The sequence below is a fragment of the Pseudomonas sp. MPR-R2A5 genome, assembly GCF_058793055.1.
This window is the reverse complement of the sequence record NZ_JBXAFK010000003.1, coordinates 85,107-98,321: the sequence shown is the minus strand read 5'-3', so window position 1 is coordinate 98,321 and position 13,215 is coordinate 85,107. Positions and strand designations below refer to the sequence as shown.

Below are 13,215 nucleotides of genomic sequence, written 5' to 3'. Positions count from 1 at the left end.
AGTCAGACATGACTAGATTCGGCGCAAAGCGGTTAACAACAATAATGAGTCTGCGAGGCCTTCCGTGATCCAGTTTCTACTTAACCAGGAGCTCCGTAGCGAGCACGCCCTGGACCCCAACCTGACCGTGCTCAACTATTTGCGTGAGCACCTGGGCAAATCCGGTACCAAGGAAGGCTGCGCCAGCGGCGATTGCGGTGCATGCACCGTGGTGGTCGGCGAGCTGCACAGCGACGAGCCAGGCGCTGAGCGGATTCGCTATCGCAGCCTCAATGCCTGCCTGACGTTTGTCTCATCGTTGCATGGCAAACAATTGATCAGCGTCGAAGACCTGAAGCACCAGGGTCAACTGCACAGCGTGCAACAGGCAATGGTTGAATGCCACGGGTCGCAATGCGGCTTTTGCACCCCCGGTTTTGTGATGTCACTGTTTGCCCTGCAAAAGAACAGCGACGCGCCAGATAGCCAGAAAGCCCATGAAGCCCTGGCCGGCAACTTGTGCCGTTGCACCGGCTACCGCCCGATCCTGGCCGCCGCCGAGCAGGCCTGCTGTAACAAACCCCAGGACCAGTTCGACAGCCGGCAAGTCGAAACCATCGCACGCCTCAAGGCCATCGCGCCGACGCAAACCGGTGAACTCAACAGCGGCGACAAACGCTGCCTGGTCCCCCTGACCGTCGCCGACCTCGCCGACCTCTACGATGCCTACCCGCAAGCCCGGCTGCTGGCTGGCGGCACTGACCTGGCGCTGGAAGTCACCCAGTTCCACCGCACGCTGCCGGTGATGATCTACGTCGGCAACATCGACGAAATGAAGCGCATTGAATCCTTCGACGATCGCCTGGAAATAGGCGCCGCCGCCCCTCTTTCCGACTGCTACACCGCGCTGCACCAGGCCTACCCGGACTTCGGTGAGCTGCTGCACCGTTTCGCGTCCCTGCAAATCCGCAACCAAGGCACCCTGGGCGGCAATATCGGCAACGCCTCGCCGATTGGCGATTCGCCACCACTGCTGATCGCCCTCGGCGCGCAGATCGTGCTGTGCAAGGGCAACACCCGTCGTACGTTGGCGCTGGAAGATTACTTCATCGACTACCGCGTCACCGCACGCCAGGACAGCGAGTTCATCGAGAAAATCATCGTGCCCAAGGGCCACGCGCTATTCCGGGCGTACAAAGTGTCCAAGCGCCTGGACGACGATATTTCCGCCGTATGCGCGGCTTTCAACCTCAAGATCGACAACGGTGTGATCAGCGATGCGCGTGTTGCCTTCGGGGGCATGGCCGCCACCCCGAAACGCGCGAAACACTGCGAGAGCGTGCTGATCGGCGCCACCTGGAATGCCGCCACCGTCGAGAAAGCCTGCACTGCCCTGGCCGAGGATTTCACCCCGTTGTCGGACTTCCGCGCCAGCAAGGAATACCGCCTGCTCAGCGCGCAGAACCTGCTGCGCAAATACTTTATCGAGCTGCAAACGCCGCACATCGAGACTCGGGTGACCGCTTATGTCTAACCATCACGCCGTGGTAAAAACCCAGGCCGAACTGGCCGAGCTGTTTGCCCAGGACCTGACCTCCGGGGTCGGCCGCAGCGTCAAGCATGACAGCGCCGCCAAGCACGTCAGCGGTGAAGCGCAGTACATCGATGACCGCCTGGAATTCCCCAACCAGTTGCACCTGTATGCGCGCATGTCCGACCGCGCCCACGCGAAGATCCTCAGCATCGACACCGCGCCCTGCTACGCCTTCGACGGTGTGCGTATCGTCATCACACATGAAGACGTGCCAGGCCTGAAAGACATCGGCCCGCTGATGCCCGGCGACCCGCTGCTGGCCATCGACACCGTGCAGTTTGTCGGCCAAGTGGTATTGGCCGTGGCTGCCCGCGATCTGGAAACCGCACGCAAGGCCGCGATGGCGGCCGTGATCGAATACGAAGACCTCGAACCCGTATTGGATGTGGTCGAGGCCTTTCGCAATAAGCATTTCGTGCTCGACAGCCACACCCACCAACGCGGTGATTCGGCCGGCGCACTGGCGACCGCAAAAAACCGCCTCCAGGGCACCCTGCATATCGGCGGCCAGGAACACTTCTACCTGGAAACCCAGATCTCGTCGGTGATGCCCACCGAAGACGGCGGCATGATCGTCTACTGCTCCACCCAGAACCCCACCGAAATACAGAAGCTGGTGGCCGAAGTACTTGACGTGTCGATGAACAAGATCGTCGTCGATATGCGTCGCATGGGCGGTGGTTTCGGCGGCAAGGAAACCCAGGCGGCCAGCCCGGCATGCCTGTGCGCGGTGGTCGCGCGCCTGACCGGGCAGCCGACCAAGATGCGCCTGCCCCGGGTCGAAGACATGCTGATGACCGGCAAGCGCCACCCCTTCTATATCGAATACGACGTGGGCTTCGACGACAGCGGTCGCCTGCAGGGTATCAATCTGGAACTGGCGGGTAACTGCGGTTGCTCGCCGGACCTGTCGAACTCGATTGTCGACCGCGCAATGTTCCACGCCGACAACGCGTATTACCTGGGCGACGCCACGGTCAACGGCCACCGCTGCAAGACCAACACCGCGTCCAACACCGCCTACCGGGGCTTTGGCGGCCCCCAAGGCATGGTCGCCATCGAGGAAGTGATGGACGCCATCGCCCGCCACTTAGGCCAGGATCCGCTGGCCGTGCGCAAGGCCAACTACTACGGCAAGACCGAGCGCAACGTCACTCACTACTACCAGACCGTCGAGCACAACATGCTCGAGGAAATGACCGCTGAGCTTGAAGCCAGCAGCCAATACGCCGAGCGCCGTGAAGCGATCCGCCTGTACAACGCCCACAGCCCGATCCTGAAAAAAGGCCTGGCGCTGACCCCGGTGAAATTCGGTATTTCCTTTACCGCCAGTTTCCTGAACCAGGCCGGTGCGCTGATCCATATCTACACCGACGGCAGCATCCACCTGAACCACGGTGGTACCGAAATGGGCCAGGGGTTGAACACCAAGGTCGCACAGGTGGTGGCCGAAGTGTTCCAGGTGGAAATCGACCGCGTGCAGATCACCGCCACCAATACCGACAAGGTGCCCAACACCTCGCCGACCGCCGCCTCCAGCGGTGCCGACCTGAACGGCAAGGCCGCGCAGAACGCCGCCGAAACCATCAAGCAACGCCTGGTGGAATTCGCCGCGCGCAAGTACGACGTGAGTGAGGCCGACGTAGCATTCCACAACGGCCATGTGCGCGTGCGCGATCATATCCTGCCCTTTGAAGCGCTGATCCAGCAGGCGTACTTCGCCCAAGTGTCGCTGTCGAGCACTGGCTTCTACAAGACCCCGAAAATCTTCTACGACCGCAGCCAGGCGCGGGGGCGGCCGTTCTACTACTACGCCTTTGGCGCGGCCTGTTGCGAGGTGATCGTCGACACCCTGACCGGCGAATACAAGATGCTGCGCACCGACATCCTCCACGACGTGGGCGCCTCGTTGAACCCGGCGATCGACATCGGCCAAGTGGAAGGCGGCTTCATCCAGGGCATGGGCTGGCTGACCATGGAAGAGCTGGTGTGGAACAACAAGGGCAAGCTGATGACCAACGGCCCGGCCAGCTACAAGATCCCGGCGGTGGCCGACATGCCGCTGGACCTGCGCGTGAAGCTGGTGGAGAACCGCAAGAACCCGGAAGACACGGTGTTTCATTCCAAGGCCGTGGGCGAGCCACCGTTCATGCTCGGCATTGCCTCGTGGTGTGCGATCAAGGATGCGGTGGCGAGCCTGGGTGACTATCGCCATCAGCCGAAGATCGATGCACCGGCGACACCGGAGCGGGTGTTGTGGGGGTGCGAGCAGATGCGCAAGTTGCAGGCAGCTGTGCCTGTTGAAACCGAAACCGAGATGGCTTCGCTCTAGACCGAGGCGCTGCCATCGGGGGCGAGCCCCCTCCCACATTTGAAGGCCTTCACAGATCAAAGTGTGGGAGGGGGCTTGCCCCCGATGACGGCCTGACAGACACCACAAGAGGTGACTATGAACAACTGGATCAGCGCCCTCGCCGACCTGCAGAACCAAGGCGAACCCTGCGTACTGGTGACCATCATCGAAGAGCTCGGCTCCACGCCGCGCAATGCCGGTTCGAAGATGGTGATCAGCGCCACGCAAACCTTCGACACCATCGGTGGCGGACACCTGGAATACAAGGCGATGCAGATCGCCCGTGACATGCTCGCGCGCGGCCAGCAGAACACCCACCTGGAGCGCTTCAGCCTCGGCGCGAGCCTGGGCCAGTGCTGCGGTGGCGTAACCGTATTGCTGTTCGAACCCATGGGCCAGGTGCAGGCGCAGATCGCGGTGTTCGGCGCCGGTCACGTCGGCCGCGCGTTGGTGCCGTTGCTGGCGAGCCTGCCGTGCCGGGTGCGCTGGATCGATTCGCGCGAGCAGGAATTCCCGGAACATATCCCCCAGGGCGTGCGTAAAATCGTCAGCGAAGAGCCGGTGGACGAAATTGCCGACCTGCCCGCGGGTAGTTATTGCATCGTCATGACCCACAATCACGCGCTGGACCTGGAACTGACCGCCGCCCTGCTCAAGCGTAATGACTTTGCCTACTTCGGCCTGATCGGCTCGAAGACCAAACGCGTCAAGTTCGAACACCGCCTGCGTGATCGCGGCTTTGACGCCGCGCAGTTGCAACGCATGCGCTGCCCCATGGGCCTCACCGAGGTAAAGGGCAAATTGCCGGTAGAGATCGCCATCTCCATCGCCGGCGAAATCATCGCCACCTATAACGCCCATTTCGGCCAGCACACCGCGAGCGCCGAACCTATTGCCAAACTGCTGCCGGTGTCACGCCGCAGCCAAGCTATCAATTGAGACGACCATGCCTTTGACTCGCAAAGCCTACCGTGCCGCCCTCCTGCACAGCATCGCCGACCCCGCTGAAGTGGGCATCGAAGCCTCCTATGAGTATTTCGAAGACGGCCTGCTGGTGATCGAAAACGGCAAGATCAGTGCCCTGGGCCACGCCAGTGACCTGCTGCCGAAGCTGCCCGCCGATATCGACATCACCCACTACCAGGATGCGCTGATTACCCCAGGCCTGATCGACACCCATATCCACCTGCCGCAAACCGGCATGGTCGGCGCCTATGGCGAGCAGTTACTGGACTGGCTCAACACTTACACCTTCCCGTGCGAACGCCAGTTCGCCGACAAGGCCCACGCCGAAGAAGTGGCCGACATTTTCATCAAGGAATTGCTGCGCAATGGCACCACCACCGCCCTGGTGTTCGGCAGCGTGCATCCGCAGTCGGTGAACGCGTTCTTTGAAGCGGCCGCAAAACTCGACCTGCGCATGATCGCCGGCAAAGTGATGATGGACCGCAACGCCCCGGATTACCTCACCGACACCGCCGAATCCGGCTACCAGGAAAGCAAGACGTTGATCGAGCGCTGGCACGGCAAGGGCCGCCTGCACTATGCGGTCACGCCGCGCTTCGCCCCCACCAGCACGCCGGAACAATTGGCGTTGGCCGGGCAACTGCTGGGCGAGTACCCGGACCTGTACATGCAGACGCACATCAGTGAGAACAAGCAGGAAGTCGAGTGGGTGAAGGCGCTATTTCCAGAACGCAACGGCTACCTGGATGTGTACGACCATTACAAGCTGCTGGGTGAGCGCTCAGTGTTCGCCCACGGTGTGCACCTGTGTGATGACGAATGCGCGCGGCTGGCGGAGACGGGGTCGGCGGTGGCGTTCTGCCCGACGTCGAACCTGTTCCTCGGCAGCGGCCTGTTCAACCTGCCGATGGCCGAGAAACACAAGCTCAACGTTGGCCTGGGCACGGATGTGGGCGGCGGCACCAGCTTCTCACTGCTGCAAACCTTGAACGAAGCCTATAAGGTCATGCAGCTGCAGGGCGCGCGATTGAGCCCATTCAAGTCGTTGTACCTGGCCACCCTCGGGGGTGCGCGGGCGCTGCGCCTGGAAGACAAGATCGGCACGTTGCAGCCAGGCACCGATGCAGACTTTCTGGTGCTGGATTACAACGCCACGCCACTGCTGAGCTATCGCTTGAAGCAGGCCAACAACATAGCCGAGACGTTGTTCGTGCTGATGACGTTGGGGGATGATCGGACGGTATTGCAGACCTATGCGGCCGGCCAACGGGTGCACCAACGCTGATCTGCGCCACAACACAAAACAAATGTGGGAGGGGCGGTGCGACGATTCGACTTGCCCCCGATGGCGGTGGACCAGTCACCTTACTCAGTGACTGACTCTGCCGTCGGGGGCAAGCCCCCTCCCACATTCTTTAATCGGGTTTACAACTTTACAGGCGAACGCCCCGGCTTCTTGGTCTGCAACAAATGCGAGAACACCGCATGCAAATCATCCGACGCACTTTCCTCGTCGAGGTTGAGCTTGCTGTCGATGTGGTCCATGTGGTGCATCATCAAGTCAACTGCCAGCGCCGCGTCGCGGGCCTCGATCGCATCGATCAACTGGGTGTGTTCATCGTAGGAACAGTGCGAGCGATTGCCGCTTTCGTACTGCGCAATGATCAACGAGGTCTGGGACACCAGGCTGCGCTGGAAGCTGATCAGCGGCGCGTTCTTCGCCGCCTCGGCCAGCTTGAGGTGGAACTCGCCAGAGAGGCGGATACCGGCACCGCGATCGCCACGGGAGAAGCTGTCGCGCTCGTCGTTGACCATCTGGCGTAGTTCGGCCAGTTGCTCGGCGGTGGCGTGCTGCACGGCCAACTCGGTGATCGCTCGCTCTACCAGGCGCCGGGCGAGGAACACCTGGCGTGCTTCCTCGACGCTCGGGCTGGCCACCACCGCGCCGCGATTGGGCCGCAGCAACACCACGCCTTCATGGGCCAGGCGCGACAGGGCGCGGCGAATGATGGTACGGCTGACGCCGAAGATTTCGCCCAGTGCCTCTTCACTCAATTTGGTACCGGGTGCCAGGCGTTGTTCGAGGATCGCCTCGAAGATATGCGCGTAGACGATATCGTCCTGGGTTCCGCTGCGACCGGCCTTGCCGGCTCGCGGTTGTTTCTTGAGAGGTTGCAACTGTTCGTTCATGGGCACTCGGGTCGGGAGAACGGCGGCGAATTAACGGTAATACGGCGACTTTAAGGTAATACGGCAACAATGGGTCGCTGGCAAGTATCAGCTAAAAACACGGCACATTGTACACAACCCACTGCGCCAACACACTGTACGGCTGTTTGCGGCGCCGGCTGTATTGCAATGAGTAGTTACGTTTGAGTTTAGGCTTGAATCCAAGATTTCCCACGAACGACACCCCACTGTAGAAGCGAGCTTGCTCGCGAAGAATCCGAGCGCGTCGCGAACATCCAGGGCGCCCGCGTTATCGTTGACGCTTTTCGCGAGCACGCTCGTTCCTACAAGGAGGGGGTCAGGTAAAAGGAACACCTATCCATGACCGACGCCACCCAAGCGCCCTTGCGCCCGCTGGCCGACACTTCCGCGTCCGCCGTCGTCGCCGGCTTTATCGCCATGATGACCGGCTACACCAGCTCCCTGGTGCTGATGTTCCAGGCTGGACAGGCCGCCGGCCTGACCACGGCGCAGATTTCTTCATGGATCTGGGCGATCTCCATCGGCATGGCGGTGTGCAGCATCGGCCTGTCCCTGCGTTATCGCACGCCGATCACCATTGCCTGGTCGACACCGGGCGCAGCGCTATTGATCACCAGCCTGGGCGGCGTCAGTTATGGCGAAGCGATCGGTGCCTATATCACCTGTGCAGTGCTGGTGACCCTGTGCGGGCTGACCGGCAGCTTCGAAAAACTGGTCAAGCGTATTCCGGCTTCACTGGCGGCGGCCTTGCTGGCGGGCATTCTGTTCAAGATCGGCAGCGAAATATTTGTCGCCGCGCAACATCGTACCGGCCTGGTGCTGGGGATGTTTTTCACCTACCTGATCATCAAGCGCCTGTCGCCGCGCTATGCGGTGCTGGCCGCGCTGGTGATCGGTACCCTGCTGTCTGGCTTGATGGGCCTGCTGGACTTCAGCGGCTTCCACCTGGAAGTGGCGACCCCGGTGTGGACCACTCCGCACTTCTCGCTGGCAGCGACCATCAGCATTGGCATTCCGCTGTTCGTGGTGGCAATGACTTCGCAGAATATGCCCGGCGTCGCCGTGCTGCGCGCCGACGGCTATAACGTGCCGGCCTCGCCGTTGATCACCGTTACCGGCCTGGCCTCGCTGGTGCTGGCGCCGTTCGGCTCCCACGGGATCAACCTGGCAGCGATCAGCGCAGCCATCTGCACCGGGCCACACGCCCACGAAGACCGCAACAAGCGCTACACAGCGGCGGTCTGGTGTGGTGTGTTCTACGCAATTGCCGGCGTATTTGGCGCCACACTGGCAGCGTTGTTCGCAGCGTTACCCAAGGAACTGGTGCTATCGATTGCAGCGCTGGCCTTGTTTGGCTCGATCATCAATGGCCTGAGCATTGCCATGAATGAGCCAAAGGAACGGGAAGCGGCGCTGATCACCTTTATGGTCACGGCGTCAGGGCTGACGTTGTTTTCCATCGGTTCAGCGTTCTGGGGGATTGTGGCGGGGGTGTTGACGCTGCTGATTCTGAACGGGCGCAAGGCATAAAAAAACGGCGACCCTCGGGTCGCCGTTTTTTCAGTATCACTTAGCCGCGTTGATCGGCTTTTCCGGATACCACACGTCCAGCAGCGGGCTGACTTCAGCCTTGGTCAGCTCGGAGCGGGTTTTCAGCCAGGCTTCAACAGCAGCACGCTGCTCTTCGGAGACCGAGCCACGCTTCTGCAGGCAAACCAGACCGTAGTCGTCGCCGCCAACATAACCCAGGCCGTTGGCTTCCATGGCTTCTTTGATGAATGCTTCGAGGAAAGCGTCGATAGCTTCTTCACTCAGGCCTTCGTTGAAGTCCAGGTTCAGTTCGAAACCCAGCTCTTGAAATTCATCAACGCACAGTTTTTTGCGCAGACGCTGGGAACGGTTAGTCGCCATTGGAACAATCCTCATAAGTAATAACGGGCGGCACTTTAGCAGTTTAAGGTGGCGATTGCCCGACTCTCTGGTACAGGCGGCCAGCTACACGCAAAAAAAACGCCGATTAGCAGCTATCGTTCAGCTACAACGGGCTCCACCTTGGGGCATAATGCCGACACTTTCATGACCAATGAGGGATTTTCTTACATACCCCTCGCCTTTTCCCCCTCGTCAGCAGCAGGGTCTTATTCCTTATGATCAAATCTTTGCGTCCATTACTGCTTGCCGGTTTTCTCCTGCCACTGAGTTTTTCCATTACCGCCGCGCCGATCAACAACACCCTGCCGTCCAGCGTCGCGCAGGCCCTTCAGAAAGCCAAGCTGCAAAACACCGCGCTGTCACTGGTGATGATTCCCCTGAACGGCCCCGGTACCCCCACCGTATTCAATGCCGACGTCTCGGTGAACCCGGCCTCGACCATGAAGCTGGTCACCACCTATGCGGCCCTGGAAATGCTCGGGCCCAACCACCAGTGGAAGACCGAGTTCTACACCGACGGCACCCTCAGTGGCGGCGTCTTGCACGGCAACCTCTACCTCAAGGGCGGCGGCGACCCCAAGCTGAACATGGAAAAGCTCTGGCTGTTGATGCGTGACCTGCGCGCCAATGGCGTGCAACAAGTCACCGGCGACCTGGTGCTGGACCGCAGCTTCTTTACCCAGCCGCAACTGCCGGAGTTCAATGACGACGGCAACGACGAAAACAAGCCCTTCCTGGTCAAGCCCGACGCTCTGCTGGTCAACCTCAAGGCCCTGCGCTTCGTGACGCGCAACGATTCGGGGCGGGTGCTCGTATCGGTCGAGCCGCCGATCGCCAGCATTCGTATCGATAACCAGGTCAAGGTCTCCAACGCCAAGCAATGCACCGGCGATGTGCGCTACAACCCGGTCACCGCCGCTGACGGCAGTGTCACCGTCACCGTCAGCGGCCAACTGGCTGAAGGTTGCAGCTCACAAACCTATTTGTCGTTGCTGGACCACGCGACCTACACCGCGGGTGCCGTTCGGGCAATCTGGCAGGAGCTGGGCGGCACGATCCAGGGCCGCGATATCCAGGCGCCGGTGCCCAAGGATGCCAAAGTGCTGGCCCGTGCGTTTTCACCAGACCTGGCGGAAATCATCCGCGACATCAACAAATACAGTAACAACACCATGGCCCAACAGCTGTTCCTGAGCCTGGGCGCGCAGTTCCGCAACGACGCGGACGGCGACGACGCCAAGGCTGCCCAGCGAGTGGTACGCCAGTGGCTGGCAAAGAAAGGCATCACCTCGCCGCACCTGGTGATGGAGAACGGTTCCGGCCTGTCCCGTGCCGAACGGGTCAGCGCCCGTGAGATGGCTGAGATGCTGCAAGCGGCCTGGAGAAGCCCTTACGCGGCGGAATACATCAGCTCGCTGCCGATTGCCGGCACCGACGGCACCATGCGCAAACGCCTGAAGACCACGGCGATGCGTGGCGAAGCCCATGTCAAGACCGGAACCCTGAACACCGTGCGCGCGATCGCCGGGTTCAGCCGCGATAACAATGGCAATACCTGGGCCGTGGTGGCGATCCTCAACGATACGAAGCCATGGGGTGCGTCGTCGGTACTGGACCAGGTGCTGCTGGACCTGTATCGCCAGCCGAAACTGGCGGCGGCAGCGCCCGTTCTCTAGGCCACACCGCCGTCCTCCTGTGGGAGAGGCTCGTGCCCTCCCACGGGTGCTCCGGCGTCGGTCCTCAAGCCTGTACTTCCTCTGCGGCCACTCGGTCCCTGCCCGCCTGCTTGGCCACATACACCGCCGAGTCAGCACGCAACAGCAAACCGTCAACGCCTTCATCCACCCGCCAGCTCGCCACCCCGAAGCTGGCAGTCACGATGCCCACCGGTTCCATTGGCGCACTGCGCAACGACTGCCATAACTCCATCGCCAGGCGGTAGGCCTGCTCGCCATCAGTGTTGGGGCACAGCACCATGAACTCCTCGCCACCCAGGCGGCAGAACACATCCGTACGGCGCAGACGCTGGCCGATGCGTTTGCACAGCTCCTGCAACACGCCGTCGCCGACCCCGTGCCCATGCAGGTCGTTGATTCGCTTGAAGTGATCGATATCCAGCATGATCACCGACAGCGCTCCGGCCGTGCGGTTGAGGCGGAGCATCTCGGTCTTGAGGCGATCCTGGAAATACCGACGGTTATGGATGCCGGTCAGGGAGTCGGTGATGGACAACGTACGCAGCTCTTCTTCCACGCGCTTGAGGTCGGTGATATCCGACACATAACCGTGCCACAACGTACCGCCTGCCGGCAGTTCTTCCGGTGTGGCTTCGCCTCGAATCCAGCGCAGGCCTCGTTGTGGCAATTGCACACGGTACTCTTCGCGCCAATGGCTCAATTGCAGCGCCGACAAACGAATCGACGCGCGTACCCGCTCCACATCCAGGGGATGAATGCGCTCGAAGACTTTCTTCGCATCCTGCTGCAACATCCCGGTCTCGATTTCATAAATATCGCGCATGCCATCGCTGGCGTAGATAAAGCGCCAGTTATCCTGGGGCTCCAGGGTGAACTGGAAAATCCCGCCAGGCACATGGGCGCTGAGTTTTTTCAGCAAGCGATCCCGCGCCGCCAATGCCTCGTAAGCGCGCTTTTGCTCAGTCACATCCAGGTAGATCGCCAGGTATCCCACCCATAAACCGTGGTCATCCAGCAACACCGTGCCGAGCATGTTGACCGTCAGCTGGCTGCCGTTCTCGCGAACCAAGGTCCATTCACTGGCCTCATGCTGGCTGTCCGGGCTTTCCACCAGCATCGCCTGGCTCGGCGGGATCCGTTTGCCCAGCGCCACGCTCAAACTGGTGGCCCGCGCTTCCAGTTCTGCGGGCACATGCAGGCTTTCAAGCGTCGAGCGCCCCAACACCTGCTCGGCCTTGAAGCCAAGCATCTGCTCGGCGCCGGCGTTAAATGTATTGATCACCCCACGCAGATCGGTGGCAATGATCGCCACCTGGGTGGCGGCATTCAATACGCTGCGCAACTGGCCATGGGCGCCGCGCAATTCCTGTTCACGGGCGCGTAACTGCATGGTGCGTTGTTGCACCAGTTTCAACGCACGTTGGCGCTGGCTGACAAGGACGTAGAGCAAGGCGCTGAGTAACAGGCTAAGCAGCCCGCCCATGGCCAGGATCAACGCCAATGATGAGTAATTGGCCTGCTCAAACATCTCGCTGGGGCGCAAGCTAAGCGCGTAGACATGGTCGCCCAGGGTCAGGCGGCGCACGGCGCTGAGGTCGCTGTCGACCCGTGCGCTACCGGACTCGTACAACAGCCGCTGTTGCAGGTCGGATGTGTCGACAATCTGCATCGCCAGGTTATCGCGGTCGGGTCTGGGCAGGCCCTCGGCCACCAGTTGGCGCATGCTGATCACAGCCATTACAAAGCCGTGGGGCTCAGTCGCTCCATGGGCCGTGACCGGCGCCACCAACAACACCCCGGTGGCGTAGGCGGGTTCCACACCCACCAATTGCATGGGTTGCGACACCGCCAGCTTGCCGCTCTTTTGCGCACGCTCAAGGGCCGATCGGCGCAGGGGTTGGGCCAGCAGGTCAAAGCCCAGGGGCGAGACGAGCAGGCTCAGGGTCTGGCTGTACAGCACCGGTACGTATTCATCACGCTCGGCGGCGGGTGCCAGTTCGCCGTTTGCATTCAGCTCGCGAATGTTGAAGGGCGTACCGCGCTGGCGAGACACCTGCTGCTCAAACAGCTTGCGCTGATCACGCGACACCCGTGGTGCCCACGCATAGGCGCGGGCGCGCTGCAGCAAGGGCTGGGCGAAACCCTCGAATTCTTCGCGGGACACTTCATCGGAGTTGACGAAGAAACGCCGCAGGCTTCCCAGGCGCTGCTCCTGGTCCTCGAAACGCTCTTGCAAGCGGCTGAATCGCTCGTTGACCAGCAACTGGAAACGCTGGCGCTCCTGTTGTTGGTCGAGGTCGGACGCCGCCCAGGCGACGATGGTTGTCAACGTACAACCCGCCAGTAATACCACCAACGCCACCAGCCAAGCCGACGCCTGCTCACTGATAAAGCCTAGGATTTTCGGGCGAACGGCTTGCAACGACATAGGCAACACTCACAACGCCAGCGTGCGGGGGGGTGTCACTTTGGCTAGGTTTTAG

Annotated in this window: 9 protein-coding genes; 6 read left to right on the top strand and 3 right to left on the bottom strand. The window is 61.2% G+C overall.

Annotated features, from left to right (window positions below; translation table 11 throughout):
- Window positions 1–64 precede the first annotated feature (64 nt).
- The 4 genes from xdhA (at window position 65) to guaD (ending at window position 6,177) form a co-directional block, all read left to right on the top strand.
- Window positions 65–1,513, top strand: a complete 1,449-nt coding sequence (gene xdhA, locus AC1Q6I_RS03175) for a xanthine dehydrogenase small subunit (protein WP_024076852.1) — start codon at window positions 65–67, stop codon at window positions 1,511–1,513.
- Entirely contained in the window at window positions 1,506–3,905 is a 2,400-nt protein-coding gene (xdhB, locus tag AC1Q6I_RS03170; RefSeq protein ID WP_102623534.1) for a xanthine dehydrogenase molybdopterin binding subunit, read from the top strand. The genes xdhA and xdhB overlap by 8 nt, the downstream gene beginning before the upstream one ends.
- A gap of 117 nt (window positions 3,906–4,022) precedes the next feature.
- On the top strand, window positions 4,023–4,865 hold the full coding sequence (xdhC, locus tag AC1Q6I_RS03165) for a xanthine dehydrogenase accessory protein XdhC (RefSeq protein WP_069076769.1): 843 nt from the start codon (window positions 4,023–4,025) through the stop codon (window positions 4,863–4,865).
- Between the two features lie 7 nt (window positions 4,866–4,872).
- Window positions 4,873–6,177 carry a guanine deaminase gene (gene guaD / locus AC1Q6I_RS03160; RefSeq protein WP_102623535.1) on the top strand — a complete coding sequence of 435 codons (1,305 nt, stop codon included), beginning with the start codon at window positions 4,873–4,875 and terminating at the stop codon, window positions 6,175–6,177.
- A 140-nt stretch (window positions 6,178–6,317) separates the two neighbouring features.
- On the opposite strand, the gene AC1Q6I_RS03155 is transcribed toward guaD, so the two are convergent.
- Entirely contained in the window at window positions 6,318–7,082 is a 765-nt protein-coding gene (locus tag AC1Q6I_RS03155; protein ID WP_024076856.1) for a GntR family transcriptional regulator, read from the bottom strand.
- A 360-nt stretch (window positions 7,083–7,442) separates the two neighbouring features.
- On the opposite strand from AC1Q6I_RS03155, the gene AC1Q6I_RS03150 reads away from it, so the two are divergent.
- Window positions 7,443–8,633: a benzoate/H(+) symporter BenE family transporter gene (locus AC1Q6I_RS03150; protein ID WP_024076857.1), complete on the top strand. Its 1,191-nt coding sequence runs from the start codon at window positions 7,443–7,445 to the stop codon at window positions 8,631–8,633.
- Window positions 8,634–8,669: 36 nt separating this feature from the next.
- Here AC1Q6I_RS03150 and AC1Q6I_RS03145 read toward each other — a convergent pair whose 3' ends face one another.
- Entirely contained in the window at window positions 8,670–9,014 is a 345-nt protein-coding gene (locus tag AC1Q6I_RS03145; RefSeq protein WP_003193255.1) for a YggL family protein, read from the bottom strand.
- 236 nt (window positions 9,015–9,250) lie between these two features.
- Here AC1Q6I_RS03145 and dacB point away from each other — a divergent pair, with 236 nt between their 5' ends.
- Window positions 9,251–10,711 (top strand): D-alanyl-D-alanine carboxypeptidase/D-alanyl-D-alanine endopeptidase, encoded by a 1,461-nt coding sequence (dacB, locus tag AC1Q6I_RS03140; RefSeq protein ID WP_102623537.1) that lies wholly within the window; start codon window positions 9,251–9,253, stop codon window positions 10,709–10,711.
- A 64-nt stretch (window positions 10,712–10,775) separates the two neighbouring features.
- Here dacB and AC1Q6I_RS03135 read toward each other — a convergent pair whose 3' ends face one another.
- On the bottom strand, window positions 10,776–13,160 hold the full coding sequence (locus tag AC1Q6I_RS03135; RefSeq protein ID WP_069076767.1) for a sensor domain-containing diguanylate cyclase: 2,385 nt from the start codon (window positions 13,158–13,160) through the stop codon (window positions 10,776–10,778).
- Window positions 13,161–13,215 lie beyond the last annotated feature (55 nt).